At 72.5% G+C, this 16,968-nt stretch carries 14 protein-coding genes; 13 read left to right on the forward strand and 1 reads right to left on the reverse strand.

Features of this window, described 5'->3' with window-relative positions:
* Positions 1-89 precede the first annotated feature (89 nt).
* The 13 genes from ABZX85_RS34615 (at position 90) to ABZX85_RS34675 (ending at position 16,698) form a co-directional block, all read left to right on the forward strand.
* Positions 90-2,075, forward strand: coding sequence for a WD40 repeat domain-containing protein (locus tag ABZX85_RS34615; RefSeq protein WP_355877670.1), 1,986 nt, complete (start codon positions 90-92; stop codon positions 2,073-2,075).
* Positions 2,076-2,187: 112 nt separating this feature from the next.
* Positions 2,188-2,601: a DUF3151 domain-containing protein gene (locus tag ABZX85_RS34620; RefSeq protein WP_355877673.1), complete on the forward strand. Its 414-nt coding sequence runs from the start codon at positions 2,188-2,190 to the stop codon at positions 2,599-2,601.
* Positions 2,602-2,873: 272 nt separating this feature from the next.
* On the forward strand, positions 2,874-3,713 hold the full coding sequence (locus ABZX85_RS34625) for a tryptophan 2,3-dioxygenase family protein (protein WP_355877675.1): 840 nt from the start codon (positions 2,874-2,876) through the stop codon (positions 3,711-3,713).
* A complete protein-coding gene (kynU, locus tag ABZX85_RS34630) occupies positions 3,706-4,905 on the forward strand; it encodes a kynureninase (protein ID WP_355877678.1) in 1,200 nt (399 codons plus the stop codon). The genes ABZX85_RS34625 and kynU overlap by 8 nt, the downstream gene beginning before the upstream one ends.
* A 245-nt stretch (positions 4,906-5,150) precedes the next feature.
* The gene (locus ABZX85_RS34635) at positions 5,151-6,065 is read left to right on the forward strand and encodes an alpha/beta hydrolase (protein WP_355877681.1); all 915 of its coding nucleotides are present in this window, start codon (positions 5,151-5,153) and stop codon (positions 6,063-6,065) included.
* Between the two features lie 250 nt (positions 6,066-6,315).
* Positions 6,316-7,314: an alpha/beta hydrolase gene (locus tag ABZX85_RS34640; RefSeq protein WP_355877683.1), complete on the forward strand. Its 999-nt coding sequence runs from the start codon at positions 6,316-6,318 to the stop codon at positions 7,312-7,314.
* The gene (locus tag ABZX85_RS34645; protein WP_355877685.1) at positions 7,298-8,725 is read left to right on the forward strand and encodes an acyltransferase; all 1,428 of its coding nucleotides are present in this window, start codon (positions 7,298-7,300) and stop codon (positions 8,723-8,725) included. The genes ABZX85_RS34640 and ABZX85_RS34645 overlap by 17 nt, the downstream gene beginning before the upstream one ends.
* Positions 8,726-8,729: 4 nt before the next feature.
* A complete protein-coding gene (locus tag ABZX85_RS34650; protein ID WP_355877984.1) occupies positions 8,730-10,331 on the forward strand; it encodes a histidine kinase in 1,602 nt (533 codons plus the stop codon).
* Entirely contained in the window at positions 10,328-11,005 is a 678-nt protein-coding gene (locus tag ABZX85_RS34655) for a response regulator transcription factor (RefSeq protein WP_355877687.1), read from the forward strand. The genes ABZX85_RS34650 and ABZX85_RS34655 overlap by 4 nt, the downstream gene beginning before the upstream one ends.
* Before the next feature lie 166 nt (positions 11,006-11,171).
* Positions 11,172-12,530: a histidine kinase gene (locus ABZX85_RS34660; protein WP_355877987.1), complete on the forward strand. Its 1,359-nt coding sequence runs from the start codon at positions 11,172-11,174 to the stop codon at positions 12,528-12,530.
* A complete protein-coding gene (locus tag ABZX85_RS34665) occupies positions 12,527-13,198 on the forward strand; it encodes a response regulator transcription factor (protein WP_355877690.1) in 672 nt (223 codons plus the stop codon). Before ABZX85_RS34660 ends, ABZX85_RS34665 begins: the two co-directional genes overlap by 4 nt.
* A gap of 264 nt (positions 13,199-13,462) precedes the next feature.
* Entirely contained in the window at positions 13,463-15,364 is a 1,902-nt protein-coding gene (locus ABZX85_RS34670; protein ID WP_355877693.1) for a cell wall-binding repeat-containing protein, read from the forward strand.
* A 131-nt stretch (positions 15,365-15,495) separates the two neighbouring features.
* Positions 15,496-16,698 carry a cytochrome P450 gene (locus tag ABZX85_RS34675; RefSeq protein ID WP_355877695.1) on the forward strand — a complete coding sequence of 401 codons (1,203 nt, stop codon included), beginning with the start codon at positions 15,496-15,498 and terminating at the stop codon, positions 16,696-16,698.
* Between the two features lie 15 nt (positions 16,699-16,713).
* Here the strand turns inward: ABZX85_RS34675 and ABZX85_RS34680 are convergent, their stop codons facing one another.
* A complete protein-coding gene (locus ABZX85_RS34680) occupies positions 16,714-16,935 on the reverse strand; it encodes a hypothetical protein (RefSeq protein WP_355877697.1) in 222 nt (73 codons plus the stop codon).
* Positions 16,936-16,968 lie beyond the last annotated feature (33 nt).

A 16,968-nucleotide genomic window follows, 5' to 3' on the forward strand; every position in this document is an offset into this window, starting at 1 on the left:
ATAGGCTGCGATCACCGCACCCCGGTTCTCGGGGCACGCCCCAACTTGCGGGGCAGCGAAGACCATTGGGGGGTCTTTTCATCGTGTTCGTGCGTAAGCGCACTCTCTCGACCGCGACAGCGCTCGCGGTTCTCGTCAGCTCCGCCGCGCTGGTCGTGGGGACGGCCGGTTCGGCCGCGGCGGACAGCAGCAAGGTGCTCCCGCTGAAGTCCGCGGGCGACATCGTGGTGGACGGCGTCCACCGCAAGGTCTTCGTCAGCGACCCCGTCACCGGACGGATCGTCGCGACGGACTACGCCGGCAACGTGCTCACCACCGTGCCCGAGCTGTACGGCGTCACCGGGCTCGCCCTGTCCGCCGACTCGGGCCGCCTGTACGCGGCCGTCCCGAGCGTCGACTCGATCGTGGAGCTCGACACCACCACCATGGCCGAGCAGGCCCGGTACGCCACCGGCGACGGCACCGACCCGCAGTTCCTCGCCCTCGCGGGCGGCAAGATCTGGTTCGGGTACGGCACCGAGTCCGACGGCTCGATCGGCTCCCTCGACGTGAGCGGCGCCGAGCCCGTCGTCGCCCTCGACCAGGACACCGAGACGGACTACTCCGGCGCCCCGCGCCTCGCCGTCTCCCCGACGAACCCGAACGCCATCGCCGCCGCCGGGTCGTACTACCACCGGTTCGCCCTCGCGACGTACGACGTGACCACGGGCACCGCGACCCGTACGTCCCGTAATACCTCCGCGCTCTCCGGGCAGACCAACGACCTCGCGTACACCCCGGACGGCACCCGCATCGTCACCGCCAACCCCGGCAAGGTGCACCACGTCTGGCAGGCGTCCGACCTCACCGAGACCGGCACCTACGCCAGCACCGAGCACGGCACGTCGGTCGCGATCGCCCCCGACGGCACCGTCGCGGCGGGCTCCGACGCCCCCTACGGGAAGGACGTCTTCGTCTACCGCCCGGGGCAGACCACGTCCGTCCGGCAGTACGACTTCCCGGTGACGGGTACGACGTCCGCCGGCGACGGCCTCGTCAACGGCGGACTCGCCTGGGAGCCGGGCGGCAGCCGTCTGTTCGCGGTCACCGACAACTGGGACAGCAACGTCCGCCTGCACGTCCTGGACGAGCCGACGAAGTCCGCCCCGGCGGTCGCCGTCAAGGCCCCGGCCACGGCCGCGCTCGGCAAGGCGCTCACCGTCTCCGGGACGGTCTCGGGGTCGGTCGCGCTGCCCGTCGGCGCGCCGCTCGCGGTCACCCGGTTCGACTCCGAGTCCCCCAAGGGCAAGTCCCTGGGGACGAAGAAGCTGGCCGCGAAGGGGGCGTTCTCCTTCACGGACACCCCGGCCGTCGCCGGCAACGTCACCTACAAGGTCACGTACGCCGGAAGTACGACACACTCGGCCGCCTCCGGGTCCGCGCTCGTCAAGGTCGCCTACAACAAGACGGCCCTGAAGATCGACCGGAACAACACGACCGTCAACTACGGCACCAACGTGACGTACACGGCGACGCTCGGCGCGACGTACAAGAACCGGACCGTCGAGATCTGGGCCGACCCGTGGGGGCCGGAGCCGAAGCGGCTGCTCAAGCGGGGCAACGTCAACGCCAAGGGCCAGCTGGCGACGACGCTGCGCATGACCCGGGACACCACGGTCAGCGCCGTCTTCACCGGCGACGCGCGCTTCGGCAAGGCCGAGGCCAAGTCCGGCGTGCGCACCCGCGCGGGTGTGACGACCACGCTGTCGCGCCACTACAAGTGGACCAAGTTCGGGAAGACGTCGTACCAGACGTTCCACCAGACGACCGACCCGCTGATCACCACGTGGATCAACGCCTACCCCGGCCGGTACACGCGTCTCGACCTTGAGACGTACTACCAGGGTCGCTGGTACTCCGGCGGCTCGGAGTTCTTCGAGCTGGACAGCACCGGCAAGGCGTACGTCACGCTCGACGGCGACGGGGCGGCCGGGTACCGGTTCCGCGTCCGGTCGGTGTACGTCGACGGCTACAACGGCGACATCGCGAACACGACGTCGTACGGGCCGTGGAAGTACTTCAACTTCACGAAGTGATACCTCGCGGGTAGCCGCGCGGTGATACCTCGGAGGTAACTCCTCGGGCCGAGCCCGGTGCCCTGCCCAGGGTGCCGGGCTCGCCGCCGTCCGGGGTGACAGACTGGAGGCCATGACGATTCACGAGAACCTCCTCGGGGGCCCGCCCCCGACCCACCTCCCCGACGACCCCGAGCCGCGCGAGCTGCTCGCGGGCGGCACCTCGGCCGCCGACGTCGCCGCGAAGTACCCGAAGTCCTCGCTGGCCTGGGCGCTCCTCGCCGACGACGCGTTCGAGCGGGGGAGCGTGGTGGAGTCGTACGCGTACGCCCGTACGGGATACCACCGGGGCCTGGACGCCCTGCGCCGCAGCGGCTGGAAGGGCCATGGCCCGGTGCCCTGGGAGCACGAGCCGAACCGCGGCTTCCTGCGCGCCCTGCACGCCCTCGCCCGCGCGGCCGGCGCGATCGGTGAGCAGGACGAGTACGAGCGGTGCACGCAGTTCCTGAAGGACTCCTCGGCGACGGCGGCGCAGACGCTCGGCTGACGGGCACCGGCCCTCGGGGCTCGCGGGTCGGGCCTCGGCGTTCGCGGGTCGGGCCTCGGGGTTCGGGCCACGCGGCTCGGGCCTCGGGGTGATACCCGTAGTACTCGGGTAGGTGCTCCGGGTAATCCGGAGCATGGCCCGTCTGGACCTGTGATCAGGCGGGCCTTGCCTTTTCGGCGGACGATCGAAGAGGATGCCCGGCGGGGACCGGGGCCCCCGTGTCGGTAACGGCAGGGGCGGACCGCTACCCGGAGCAACAACAGGAGACAGCGATGTCCCAGGAGGCTCACGAGGCCCACGAGCCCGAGACCCCTCACCTCGACTTCGCGGGTACGACGCCCTACGAGGACTACGTCCGGGCGGATGTGCTCACCCACCTCCAGCACCCCCTCTCCGACGACCCCGGAGAGATGGTCTTCCTGGTCACCACCCAGGTCATGGAGCTGTGGTTCACCGTCATCGTCCACGAGTGGGAGACGGCCACGAAGGCCCTGCGCTCGGACGACATCCCGGTCGCGGTCGACGCGCTGAAGCGCTCCGTACGGGAACTGGAGGCGCTCAACGCGTCCTGGCGGCCCCTGGCCCAGCTCACGCCCGCCCAGTTCAACTCGTACCGCTCGGCCCTCGGCGAGGGCTCCGGCTTCCAGTCCGCGATGTACCGCAGGATGGAGTTCCTGCTCGGCGACAAGTCCGCGTCGATGCTCGTCCCGCACCGCGGAGCCCCCCGAGTCCACGCGGAGTTGGAGAAGGCGCTGCACGAACCCAGCCTGTACGACGAGGTGTTGAGGCTGTTGGCGCGCCGCGGACACGCCGTCCCGGACGCGGTGCTGCGCCGTGACGTGGCGCTGCGCTACGAGCCCTCGCCCGAGGTGGAGGCGGTCTGGACGGCCCTCTACCAGGGCGACCAGAACGCCGAACTCGCCCGGCTCGGCGAGGCGTTGACCGACGTCGCCGAACTGGTCTGGCGCTGGCGCAACGACCATCTGGTCGCCACCCGCCGGGCGATGGGCGCCAAGGCCGGCACCGGGGGCTCCGCGGGGGTGGCCTGGCTGGAGAAGCGGGCCGGCAAGAACGTCTTCCCGGAGCTCTGGACGGCGCGGTCCCATGTCTGAACTGACCCTCAAAGCTCAAGAGTTGGATGCCAGGGACGAACTCGCGGGCAAGCGCGCCGAGTTCCTCCTGGACGACGGCTCGGGCGACCCGGGCGTCTACCTGGACGGCAACTCGCTGGGCGCGCTGCCCGCCGCCGTCCCCGACGCGGTCGCGGACGTCGTCCGGCGCCAGTGGGGCGAACTGCGCATCCGTTCCTGGGAGGAGAGCGGCTGGTGGACGGCGCCCGAGCGGATCGGCGACCGGATCGCCCCGCTGATCGGCGCGGGTCCCGGCCAGGTGGTGGTCGGCGACTCGACAAGTGTCAACGTCTTCAAGGTACTTGTGGTCGCCCGGCGGATGGCGGGGGCGGGGCGGGACGAGATCGTCGTCGACGCCACGACCTTCCCCACCGACGGCTACATCGCCGAGTCCGCCGCGAGGATGACGGGTTGTACGGTACGACCCGTACGACCTTCGGAGGTCACCGGCGCCCTCTCCTCCCGTACCGCCGCGGTACTGCTCAACCACGTCGACTACCGCTCGGGACGGCTGCACGACCTCCCCGCGCTGACGGCCGCGATCCATGAGGCGGGCGCTCTCGCCGTCTGGGACCTGTGCCACAGCGCGGGCGCGCTGCCCGTCGGGCTCGACGAGCACGGGGTGGACCTGGCGGTCGGCTGCACCTACAAGTACCTGAACGGCGGCCCGGGTTCACCCGCGTACCTGTACGTGCGACGGGACCTCCAGGGGGACTTCGACTCCCCGCTGCCCGGCTGGAACTCGCACGCCGAGCCGTTCGGGATGAGCCCGTCGTACGTACCGGCGCCCGACCTCGTCCGGGGCCGGGTCGGGACGCCGGACATCCTCTCCATGCTCGCGCTGGAGGCGGCCCTCGGGGTGTGGGAGGGTGTGTCGATCGAGGCGGTGCGCGCCAAGTCCCTTGCTCTGACGGACTTTTTCCTCGCGTGCGTCGAGGAGTACGTCCCCGCGGGCCGGGTCGAGTGTGTGACCCCGCGGGCCCACGCGGAGCGCGGCAGCCAGATCGCGCTGCGCTGCGACGACGCGGGGGACGTGATGAAACGGCTCATCGTGCGGGGGATCGTGGGGGACTTCCGGTACCCCGATGTCCTGCGGTTCGGGTTCACGCCGCTGTACCTCGGGTTCGCGGACGTGGAGCGTGCGGCGCGGGAGCTCCGGCTGGCTCTCAAGTAGCCCTGTCATACCCGGGGTCCGGACGGAGGGCACACCGCGCGAACACGGGCGGTGTGCCCTTCGGCACGTACGGTGGGAGGCGCGAGGGTGTCATATCCGGGCAGAACCGTTTACCCCTCACCCAGCGTGACATCCGCGTGTCCGCGCACGTCACGGGCCTGATACCGTCCCCGCCAGCGGACGGATTCACCGCCGTCCACATCTACCTGGTCGTCAATTCCATTTCGTTGCTGAGAGGTTGGAGCATGCCGGACGACGTCGCCGCAGCCCGAACCGCCGCCGAGGAGCAGTCCGCCTTCTCCCACCCGCCCATCGACCCCGACGCGAGTGCCGCCTACGGCGACCACCCCGACCAGGTGATCGACTTCTACGTCCCGAGGGGTACGGGGGGTACGGGTTCCGCACCACTGGTCGTCCTGCTGCACGGAGGTGCCTGGCGCGCGCCGTACGACCGCCTGCACATCACGCCGTTCGCCGGCTTCCTGGCCCGACGGGGGTTCGCCGTCGCCAACGTCGAGTACCGGCGCGGGGAGTTGGAGAGTGCGGCGGCCTCCGGCGGAAACGCTCCTGTGGACGACGCAGGGGAGGCGATGCCGGTCGCCGGCCGCTGGCCGGACACCTTCGACGACGTGGCCGCCGCGCTCGACGCGCTCCCCGGCCTCGTCCGGGACGCCCTCCCGGCGGCCGATCCGCGCCGCATCGTCCTCGCCGGGCACTCCGCGGGCGGCCACCTCGCGCTGTGGGCCGCCGCCCGGCACGTCCTCCCGGCGGACTCCCCCTGGCGCACGGCCGGCCCCGCGGACCTGCGCGGTGTGGTCGCGCTCGCGCCGATCGCCGACTTCGAGGTCGCGCGGAAGCTGGACGTCTGCGGTGGCGCCGCCACCCAACTCCTGGGCGGCGAAGGGAAGTTCGCCGAGCGTCGGCCGTACGCCGATCCGGCGCTGCTGCTGCCGACGGGGATCGCGACGACCCTCGTGCAGGGGCGTGCCGACGAGGTCGTGCCGATGGCGGTCGCCGAGGCGTACGCGGACGCGGCGGCCAAGGCGGGGGAGATGGTGGGGGTGACCCTGCTGGAGGACGTGGGGCACTTCCCGTTGATCGATCCGGTGGCGGACGCCTGCGCGGTGGTGGGGGAGGAGATCGCGCAGTTGGCCTGGTGAGGTGGGGTGAGACGGGCCCGGAGGGCTACGGGTATGACGGGGTGAGGGTTCTCGGGGGCGGTGGTCCGCGCCCCTGGCCCGGATGTCTGGTCCGCATGTCTGGTCCGCGCCCCTCGTCATACCCGTAATACCTGAGAGCTACGTCGGAGAACAGCTCTCCGGCGGGACGCGAACGACACGCGCCGATCCCTAACTTCGAAGCCAGTGACGCCCGACGGCCGGGCGGACTGGAAGCGGAGGGACAACGGCGATGCGGATCGGCGACGCGGAGAAGACGACAGGAAGGGCGGGGCGCCTGCTCCGCGCCCTGCTCGCCGTCCTGGTCGTCGCGGCGGTCGTCGTCCCCCTCGTCGCGGCGGCCCGCCCCGACATCCCGGCCCCCGCCCCGGCGGCGCGGACCGCCTGGACGGCCGGGACGCTGGAGAAGACGTACGCGGCCAACCGGTCGAACGCCGAGCTGGCGTCGGAGATGGCCCGGGACAACGGCGACCGGCACCGGGCGGCGGCGGACAGCGCCCTGGCCGCCCCCGGCAGGCACCTCCTCTCCTTCGACGGCAGGGGCGACGGCCGGGCCACGGAAGTCCTCGGCGACCTCGCCCACGCACACCGGATCGCGATCCTGGTCCCCGGCTCCGACACCACGCTGGACACGTACGCACGCTTCCGCGCGGGCGCCGACGCCCTCTACCGCCGGCTGACCCGAGAGGCCCCGGCAGGGACGGGCGTCGCGGTGATCGCCTGGCTCGGGTACACGACACCGGACACGATCAGTACGACGGTCCTGACCCCGGACCGCGCGGACGAAGCGGCGCCCGAACTCCGCGCCTTCGTCGCCGGCCTGCGCGCCCTCACCGGCCCGGACACCCACCTCAGCCTCCTGTGCCACTCCTACGGCACGGTGGTGTGCGCCCGAGCCGCTGCCCGCCTGGACGCCGACGAACTGGTCCTCCTCGGCAGCCCCGGCACCGGCGCGGACTCGGCGTCCGGCCTCGGCACCCGTGCCCGAGTCTGGGCGGCCCGCGGCGCGGACGACTGGGTGGCGGACGTCCCCCACACCAGCGCGGACCTCTTCGGCACGACGATCGGCTTCGGCCGCGACCCGGTCTCCCCGGCCTTCGGCGCCCAGGTCTTCGCCGCCGGCGACGGCGGCCACAGCGACTACTTCACCCCGGGCTCGGTCTCGCTGGCCAACCTCGCCCGGATCGTCCTCGGCGAGTCGACGGAGGTCACCCGTGCACAAGACACGTGATCCGCGCGGAACGTACCTGGGCCGCACGGCCGCCCGCATCGACGCCGCCACACCTCCGCACCGCGACCGCGCCGTGGACGCCCTGCGCGCGCTGGCCATCCTCGGCGTCGTCCTCGGCCACTGGCTGGTGACGGCCCTGGTCGCCGACGGCGACACCCTGCGCACGGCGAGCCCGCTGGCGTCGATGCCCTGGCTGGCGCCCGTGTCGTGGACGTTCCAGACGCTCGCCGTGTTCTTCATGGTGGGCGGGCATGTGTCCACACGGAGCTACGCGGCGGCGCGGAAGCGGGCACGGGGTGCGGACCACGCGCGCGGGGACGACCGGCCCGCCGGGGTACGGGACGCGAGTGGACGGGAGCCGTCGTACCGTGCGACGTTCGAGCGGCGCGGCGTCTACGCCGGCTGGCTGCGGACCCGGCTCGCGCGGCTGTTCCTGCCGGTGGCCGCGCTGGTGGGGGTGTGGGCGGCGGTGGCGGTCTGTCTGCTGCTGGGCGGCGCCTCGTTCGTGACGGTGCGTACGGTCGTGAAGCTGGCGCTGTCCCCGCTGTGGTTCCTCCTGGTCTTCGCGGGGCTGACGGCGGCGACTCCGCTGCTGGCCCGGCTCAACCCGCTGTGGCCGCTGGTGGTGGTGCTCCATGTCGACCTGGTCCGCTTCGGCCTCGGCGGCCCGGCCTGGCTGGGCTGGGTGAACCTGGCGGCGGGCTGGGCGGTGCCCTACACGCTGGGCGCGGCCTGGACGCGGGGCGAGCTGGAGGGCAGGCGGGCCGGATGGGTCCTGCTGGCCGGCGGGGCGGTGGTGACGGCGGTGCTGGTGCGGTGGGGCGGATACCCGGCGTCGATGGTGGGGGTGCCCGGGGAGGGCGTCTCCAACCTCGACCCGCCGACCCTGGCGGCCGTCTCCTTCGGGCTCGCCCAGTGCGGGCTGGCGCTGCTGCTGCGGGGCCGGCTGCGGCGGGCGATGAGCCGCCCCCGCGCGTGGGCGGCGGTGGCCCTGCTCAACCTCTCGGCGATGACGGTCTTCCTCTGGCACCAGACGGCCCTGATGGCGACGACGGCCCTGGCCCTCCCCGCCGGCCACCTCCCCGGCCTGCACACCCTCCCCGACACCCCGGCCTGGGTCCCGTACCGGCTCCTGTGGCTCCCGGCGTTCGCGCTGGCGCTCGCGGTGTGCTGGGCGGCGTTCCACGGCTGGGAGACGCGGCCGGGCCGTCGTGGGGGCAGGCGCGCGGGCAGGCGCGCGGAGGGGGCCAGGGTCGTGCGGGCGAAGGACGGCGGGACCGTCAACGGGGCGCCGTGCTCCGACGCCGAACGGCCGGACGCGGCAAGGAAGTCGGCGTACCAGCTCACAGGCCGGAAGCCCGCGCTTCCGGGCCCGGGATCGACCGCTCTGAAGGGGGCCGGCGGTGCATAAGGTGATGAGGGTGACGCGGTTGGAGAAGCAGGTGGAGCGCGCGCTGCGCCGGGCACCGGGCGGGGACCGTCGGCGCGGGGCGCAGCGGAAGACCCGGGAGGGCGGGTGGCCGGTCCGCGTGCTGACGCGGCTGCGGCAGGACCTGTGGCCGACCAGCCCGGCGCCGCTGCCGCCGTCGACGTGGGTGCGCTGGCTGGCACACGGCCTGGTGTGCCTGGCGGCGGTCGTGGCGACGCTGGCGAACATGGACCAGTTCGACACCCGCTACGGACTGGGCGTCGAGTTCGGCCTGGTGTGCGCGCTGGCGCAGGGCGTGGCCCTGGTCGTGGCGCTGTGGTGGCCGCTGCACGGCTGGTGGCTGTCGCTGATGGTGACGGTCGTGGCGGCGCTCGCGGCGCGCAGCCGGATGATGGTGCCCGCCATGCTTCCCGGCTGGCCGGGGTACACGGGCCCGAGCGCCGGTGCCTACTGGCCCTGGGGCGAGCCCGGTCTCGCCGTCCACGCGCTGGTCCTCTTTCTGCTCGCCCTGCGGGTCCCCGCGCGGGTCTCCGCGGCCGTGCTGATGCTGACCGCGCTGGCCACCTGGGTGGTGGAAGGGGTGATCGGCGGATGGGGTTACACGCCGAGCGGTCTGCTGGCGGTCGCCGTCTTCGCGGGCGCCGTCCTCCTGGGCGCGGCCATGCGAGGCCGCCGCGAGGCCCGCACCCAACTCGTCGAGCAGACCGGCATCACAGCCGAGGAACGCGCCCGCCGCACCCTCCTGGAGGAGCGCAGCCGCATCGCCCGGGAACTGCACGACGTGGTCGCGCACCACATGTCGGTGATCTCGATCCAGGCACAAGTGGCCCCGCACCTGGTCGCGGACCCGTCGGAGGAGCTCAAGGAGAACCTCGCGGGCATCCGGCAGAACGCGCTGGAGGCGCTCGCCGAACTGCGCCGGGTGCTCGGGGTGCTGCGCTCGGAGACTCCGCAGGACGCCGACGGCCCGTACGGGCTCGGCGCGGCGACCGGTACGGCACCGGACGCCCCGCAGCCCACGCTGGACCGGCTGGACGCCCTGCTGGACAACACGCGCGCGGCGGGCCTCGACGTAGTCAAGGTGGTGACCGGGGAGCCGCCGGTGCCGCCGTACCCACCGGGCGTGCAGCTCTCGGCGTACCGAATAGTGCAGGAGGCGCTGAGCAACGTGCTGCGGCACGCGCCGGGGGCGGGCGTGACCGTGGAGATCGGGCACCAGAGGGACGGCGTGCAGTTGTGCGTCACGAACTCCCGCCCGAGCCGCCCGGCAGACCCGTCCCCCGGCGCGGGGCACGGACTGCTGGGGATGCGCGAGCGCACGGCGATGCTGGGCGGCCACCTGGCGGCCCACCCGAACCTGCACGGCGGCTACGTCGTCACGGCGTTCCTGCCCCGCGACGGCGTCCGGGCGGAAACGCCCCCGGCCGACGAAGTGGTCCTGGACGGGCTGGAGTTCACCGACGGCCCGCCCGAAAGCTCCCTATTTCGAATGATCCTCCCGGAGGCACTCCGCAAGGGCGGACGGCGCGACGGACCGTCCCCGCCACCGGAGCCTCCGAACGACGCGACAGGAGACGAGAAGACATGACGAACGACGACACGATCCGCGTACTCATCGCGGACGACCAGCAGATGGTCCGCCAGGGCTTCACCGTCCTGCTCAACACCCACCCCGGCATCGAGGTCGTCGGCCAGGCGGTCGACGGCCTGGACGCGGTGGCGAAGGTCGAGGAACTCTCCCCGGACGTCGTCCTGATGGACATCCGCATGCCGGAGCTCAACGGCATCGAGGCGACCCGCCGGATCACCGCCACCCTGCCCGACCTGAAGGTGCTGGTCCTGACGACCTTCGACCTCGACGAGTACGTGTACGAGGCACTGCGCGCCGGCGCCTCCGGGTTCCTGCTGAAGGACGCCTCCGCCGACCAGCTCGCCGAGGCGGTCAAGGTCGTCGCGGCGGGCGACGCCCTGCTCGCCCCCGGCATCACCCGCAAGCTGATCACCGAGTTCTCCCGTATCAACGGCGGCCCGCGCGCCCCCGAGAAGGCCCGCCTCGACGAACTCACCGAACGGGAGACGGAGGTGCTGTCGCTGATCGCGCAGGGCCTGTCGAACGCGGAGATCGCCCGGCACCTGTGCGTCGCAGAGCAGACCGTGAAGACCCACGTGGGCCGCATCCTGGTGAAGCTGGGCCTGCGCGACCGCACCCAGGCGGCGGTGTTCGCGTACGAGGTGGGCCTCGTCCGCCCGGCGGCCCGCTGAGATGCCGGCCGTCGGCCCGCCGCCCGGGTCCGGGCAGCTCCCGGGGGGACCCGTAGTACTTGAGACGGACCCGGCGGAACCCCCCTCAATGGTGACGACGCCGGTCCGGGCCCCGTCCTACGGTGTGAACGTGACCGAGACGACGCAGACCACCCGGACGCGGATCATGGATTCGCAGAGCCCGCACGGCGATTCGGACGACGGCGCGTACACCCCGCGCAGTCCGGAGGCCAAGGCGGCGCTGGACGCCCTGCGCGGGCTGCGCAAGGACCTGATCGACGACGCCTTCGCCTACCGCCCCCTTCCCCGCCTGGGCGACGACAGCCGCCTGGTCCGCCGCTCGAAGGGCCGCAGGCGGGAGTGGGCGGCCTGGTCGTGGCACGCCCTGGTCGCGGCGGCCGGCGTCCTGGCGATGATGAACACGTGGACGGACGCCCGGGGCGGCGCGATCAACGCGCTGTGCGGGCTGCTGGTCCTGGCGCCGGTGCTGCTGACGCTGGTCCGCCCGGTGGGTGCCTTCTGGTTCTCCCTCGCCTCGACGACGGTCGTCGCCACGGTCGGCACGTCCTACACCCTGTGGCCCTGGACCCCGGGAGCCCTCATCTCGCACCTCGTGGTGATGACGGTCGTCGCGGTCCGCACCCGCCCCCGGACGGCGGCCTGGATGTGGCTGCTCACGGCGGCCTACGGCTTCACCGCCGAGTCGTTCTTCGGCTGGAGCCACGGCGGATACGGCACGGACACCGGCCCCATGCTGGTGCTCTCCGCGTTCTCCCTGCTGGCCGTCACCGTCTGGCACACCCGCCGGCAGGCGGCGCGGGAGGTCACGGCGCAGCAGACGGTGACCGAGCACGAGCGCTCCCGCCGCACGCTCCTGGAGGAGCGGACGACGATCGCCCGGGAACTGCACGACGTGGTGGCGCACCACATGTCGGTGGTCGCCATCCAGGCGGAGGCGGCCCCCTACCGGGTGGAGAACACCCCGCCGGAGCTGGCGAAGGCGTTCGTCACGATCAGGGAGAACGCGGTGGCGGCCCTCACCGAGCTGCGCCGGGTGCTGGGCGTGGTCCGCGCCGAGGACTACGAGGTGCCGGACGCCCCGCAGCCCACGCTGGCGGACCTGGACGGCCTGCTGGCCAACGTCCGGGAGGCCGGGCTGACGGTGGAGAAGGTGACGACGGGAGCGGTCCGGGAGCTGCCCCAGGGGGTGGAGCTGTCGGCGTACCGCATAGTGCAGGAGGCCCTGAGCAACACACTGCGGCACGCACCGGGGGCGACGGCGACGGTGGAGTTCGGATACGTCCTCGGCGGCCTCGGGATACGGGTGGTGAACGGCCCGGTGGAGCACCCCTCCCTGACCAAGACCCAGCCGGGCGCGGGACACGGCCTGACGGGCATGCGGGAGCGGGTCGCGATGCTGAACGGCGAGATGACGACGGGCGATACGGACGACGGGGGCTACGAGGTGGCGGTTTTCCTGCCGGTCGCGGGCCACGGCACGGGTGAGGGCGGGGCCGGGACATGACGATCAGGGTGCTGGTGGCGGACGACCAGATGATGGTCCGGGAGGGCTTCTCGGTCCTGCTCAACGCGATGCCGGACATCGAGGTGGTCGGGGAGGCGGTGGACGGCCGGGAGGCCGTGGCGAAGGTCCGCGAACTCTCCCCGGACGTCGTCCTGATGGACATCCGGATGCCGGAGCTGAACGGCATCGAGGCGACGCGGGAGATCGTCGCGGCGGACGGCGCGGCGAAGGTGCTCGTGCTGACGACGTTCGATCTGGACGAGTACGTGTACCAAGCGCTGCGGGCCGGCGCCTCGGGGTTCCTCCTGAAGGACGCCTCGGCCCGGCAGCTGGCGGACGGGGTGCGGGTGGTGGCGTCCGGGGAGTCCCTCCTCGCCCCCTCGGTGACGAAGCGGCTGATCACGGAGTTCTCCCGGCTCGCGGAGAGCGAGCGACCCCGGATTCCGGCGAGCGCGCAGGCGGCCTACGGAGACCTGACCGAGCGGGAGACGGAGGTGCTGGTGCTGATCGCGCAGGGCCTGTCGAACGCGGAGATGGCGGAGCACCTGGTGGTGGCGGAGTCGACGGTGAAGACGCACGTCAGCCGGATTCTGGTGAAGCTGGGCCTGCGCGACCGCACGCAGGCGGCGGTGTTCGCGTACGAGACGAGGCTGGTGGTGCCGAACTAGGGGCGGTAGTCGTAAATGTGTTCCCATGAACGCGTAAACCCCCTCCTCACCGGCGACTCGGGCACCTAATCTCACAGGGACGCTGTGCCGTGACTGTGAGTCGGCCGAGATTTTCCAGCTGACCCGGCGGCAGGCGACCCATCGCTTTTTCTCATCGACTTCGCCCGGCCGGGGGACGGCCGGGCGGGGTGTCAGATCCATTGGGGGGTCGACGACTTGAGTTCGTTGTTCACGCGTCGCACTGCGGCGACGCTCGCTTCGGCGGTGGCACTGGCCGCCGTCGGGACCGTGGTGGCGGCGCCGAGCGCCCTGGCCGACGGCGCGGGTTCCTGGCCGGGGACGGAAGGCAGGCTGCTGACCGACGGTCCGGTGCTGGTGGACCCGGCGACCGGCGCCCAGACCAAGGTCGGCTCCGGGACGGGGACGTACGCGACGTGGGCGCCGGACGGCAGCCGGATCGTCAGCGTCGTCGGCGGCAGGATCGCGAGCGTGCGGCCGGACGGCAGCGGGCAGTTCCTGCTGCCGAAGCCGCAGGGGGTGCGCAAGACCGCGCCGTACCAGGACCTGACGTTCTGGTGGGGCGGACAGGCCGTCGTCTTCGCGACGGGCGGCCAGCTCGTCGCCGGCCCCTCCGACGGCTCCCGGGTGCCGCAGCCGCTGCTGACGGCGGCGCTCGAACCGGCGACGGTGTGCGACAGCGGCCCGACGGTGAACGAGAAGGGGCTCGTCGCGTTCGCCCGCAGTACGGGAGGCTGCGGGGGCGGCCAGGCGGTGTACGTGTACGACAACGCCAGGCGGACCGTGAAGAAGGTGCTGGACAACGCGTCGCAGCCCGCGTTCTCGCCGGACGGCGGACAGCTGGCGTACGTCGCCAAGGACCCGAACGGCCTCAAGCAGGTCTTCACGGCGAACGCGGACGGCACGGGCGTGCGGCAGCGGACGAGCGGGACGGGCTGGGCCGAGCACCCGTCCTGGTCCCCGACGGGCAAGCGGATCGTCTTCGACGCGCACACCGCGACCGACGCGACGGACGCGCACAGCACGGCCTACGTCGACCTGGCCTCCGGCGACGTGACGCGCGTACCCGGCACGCCGAAGGGCGACCGGCCGAGCTGGCAGCCGCTGCGCAAGAACCAGACCGGGCGGGTGTGGGGCGCGAACCCCGACGCGACGAACATCGCGGCCTCCGTCTGGACCTGGAACAAGCTGGGCGCGCCGAGCGTCCCGGGCCTGATGACCGCGCGCTCGGCGGTCCTCGTCAACCACGACGACTGGGCGTACGCGCTCACCGCGCCCGCCCTCGCCGGCAAGAAGGCGGGCCCGGTGCTGGCCACGCCCAGGACGGGCCTGACGACCGCCGTCAAGAACGAACTGAAGCGCACGCTCAAGAAGGGCTCCCCCGTCTACCTCATGGGCGGCACCTCGGTCCTCACGAACACGGTCGCCACCCAGGTCAGATCCCTCGGCTACAGCCCCCAGCGGATCGCCGGCGCGGACCGCTACGCGACCTCGGTGCTGTCCGCCAAGGCGATCACGACCGCCCCGAAGTACGTCTTCGTCGCGACCGGCGCCGACTACCACGCGGCCCTCGCGGCAGCGGCGGCGGCCGGTTCCCAGGGCACGAGCGGCGCCGCCGGCGTCGTCCTCAGCAACGGCAACAAGCTGACGGCCCCGGTGCAGGCGTACCTCAACGGCCTGAACCCGAACAAGACGATGATCATCCCGGTGGGCGCGCCCGCCGCGTACGCCGTGGCGCACAGCCGCTTCCCGAAGTGGCCGTCGAACTCCGTCTACTACCCGGTCACCGGCAGCACCGACGAGGCGACGTCCGTCGCGCTCGCGAAGTTCTGGTGGGCGGCGCCGAGGCAGATCACCCTCGTCGGCCCGGTCTGGCGCGACGGCATCTCGGCCGCCGCCGCGATGAACGTCTTCAGCCCGCTGATCTGGACCCCCAGGGCGACCGTCCTGCCCGGCGTCGTCCAGAGCTACCTCACCCAGTCGTCGGCGAGCATCCAGTTCACGGCGACCTTCGGAGGTACGGGTACGGTCGCCGCCGCCACGCTCGACGCGGCGGGCCGGGCGATCAGCGCGGGCGCCGGGCAGTTCGAGTATCACGGGTACTACAACGGAGTGGCCCCGGCGGCACACGCCGCGAAGGTCCGCTGAGAGCCGGACGCACGAGGTCGTACGCACGAGGTCGTACGCGTCGGGGGCGGACCTCCCGCACCGCCCCCGGCGCTCACCACACGTGTGAGACCCCCCTGGTCAGCGGCTGTTTTCCGGGTTAGCGTCCCGGCATGGCAGCCTTCGACCCCTGGGACCCGGCGTTCCTCGCCGACCCGTACCCCGCCTACGCCGAACTGCGCCGCCGGGGGCGGGTGATCCACTACGAGCCCACGGACCAGTGGCTCGTCCCGCACCACGCGGACGTCTCGGCGCTGCTGCGGGACCGGCGGCTCGGGCGGACCTATCTGCACCGCTACGCGCACGACGACTTCGGCCGCACCCCGCCGCCCGCCGAGCACGAGCCGTTCCACACGCTCAACGACCACGGCATGCTGGACCTCGAACCGCCGGACCACACCCGTATCCGGCGCCTCGTCTCCAAAGCCTTCACGCCCCGCACGGTCGAGCGGCTCAAGCCGTATGTCACCAAGCTCGCCGGGGAGTTGGTCGACCAGCTCGTCGAGCGGGGCGGGGGCGACCTGCTCGCCGACGTCGCCGAGCCGCTGCCCGTCGCCGTCATCGCCGAGATGCTGGGCATCCCCGAGGCGGACCGGGCGCCGCTGCGGCCCTGGTCGGCGGCCATCTGCGGGATGTACGAGCTGAACCCGTCCGAGGACACGGCGACGGAGGCGGTCCGGGCGTCCGTCGAATTCTCCGCGTATCTGCGGGAGTTGATCGCCGCACGGCGCGACGAGCCGGGAGACGACCTGATCTCGGGTCTCATCGCCGCCCACGACGAGGGCGACCGGCTCACCGAGCAGGAGATGATCTCCACCGCCGTCCTGCTCCTCAACGCCGGCCACGAGGCGACCGTCAACGCCACGGTGAACGGCTGGAACACCCTCTTCCACCACCCCGGCCAGCTCGCCGCCCTGCGCACCGACCACTCCCTGATCCCGGGCGCCGTCGAGGAGTTGATGCGGTACGACACCCCGCTCCAGCTCTTCGAACGCTGGGTGCTCGACGAGATCGAGGTCGACGGCGTCGTCATCCCCCGGGGCTCCGAGGTCGCCCTGCTCTTCGGCTCCGCCAACCACGACCCGGCCGTCTTCGCCGACCCCGAGCGGCTCGACCTCGGACGCGCGGAGAACCCGCACATCTCCTTCAGCGCCGGCATCCACTACTGCATCGGCGCCCCGCTCGCCCGCATCGAACTGGCCGCCTCCCTCACGGCCCTGCTGGAGAAGGCGCCGACACTGCGCCTCGCCCAGGAGCCCCGCCGTAAACCCAACTTCGTCATCAGGGGGTTGGAGGGGCTCGACGTCGAACTGTGAGGCGTACGGCGCCGGTTACCGCTTCCGGCGTCTCGACACCGTTGCCCACAAAAGGAGTCCGCCGGCCGTCCCGCCCAGGACGGCCAGCGGGAGCTCGGCGTACAGGACGCTCCAGTCGGAGAAGTCCTCGAAGCGGTGGAACCGGCTGCGGACCCCCACCGACCACAGCGCGAGACCGGCCGCCGCCCCGCCGACGGCCAGCAGACACCCCGCCGCGTCCCGCCCGTTGCCTCTCATGAGGGCAACGACGTGGACGCGGCGGACACGGTT

Origin of the sequence: Streptomyces sp. NPDC004539 (assembly GCF_040610055.1) — a bacterium.
Lineage (GTDB): Bacteria > Actinomycetota > Actinomycetes > Streptomycetales > Streptomycetaceae > Streptomyces.

Excerpts from the sequence above, each read along its gene's own strand:
- ABZX85_RS34620 (WP_355877673.1), top strand. The coding sequence starts at position 2,188 with ATGACGATTCACGAGAACCTCCTCGGGGGCCCGCCCCCGACCCACCTC.
- ABZX85_RS34640 (WP_355877683.1), top strand. The coding sequence starts at position 6,316 with ATGCGGATCGGCGACGCGGAGAAGACGACAGGAAGGGCGGGGCGCCTG.
- ABZX85_RS34660 (WP_355877987.1), top strand. The coding sequence starts at position 11,172 with ATGGATTCGCAGAGCCCGCACGGCGATTCGGACGACGGCGCGTACACC.
- ABZX85_RS34665 (WP_355877690.1), top strand. The coding sequence starts at position 12,527 with ATGACGATCAGGGTGCTGGTGGCGGACGACCAGATGATGGTCCGGGAG.
- ABZX85_RS34675 (WP_355877695.1), top strand. The coding sequence starts at position 15,496 with ATGGCAGCCTTCGACCCCTGGGACCCGGCGTTCCTCGCCGACCCGTAC.
- kynU (WP_355877678.1), top strand. The coding sequence starts at position 3,706 with ATGTCTGAACTGACCCTCAAAGCTCAAGAGTTGGATGCCAGGGACGAA.
- ABZX85_RS34625 (WP_355877675.1), top strand. The coding sequence starts at position 2,874 with ATGTCCCAGGAGGCTCACGAGGCCCACGAGCCCGAGACCCCTCACCTC.
- ABZX85_RS34635 (WP_355877681.1), top strand. The coding sequence starts at position 5,151 with ATGCCGGACGACGTCGCCGCAGCCCGAACCGCCGCCGAGGAGCAGTCC.
- ABZX85_RS34650 (WP_355877984.1), top strand. The coding sequence starts at position 8,730 with ATGAGGGTGACGCGGTTGGAGAAGCAGGTGGAGCGCGCGCTGCGCCGG.
- ABZX85_RS34655 (WP_355877687.1), top strand. The coding sequence starts at position 10,328 with ATGACGAACGACGACACGATCCGCGTACTCATCGCGGACGACCAGCAG.
- ABZX85_RS34680 (WP_355877697.1), bottom strand. The coding sequence starts at position 16,935 with ATGAGAGGCAACGGGCGGGACGCGGCGGGGTGTCTGCTGGCCGTCGGC.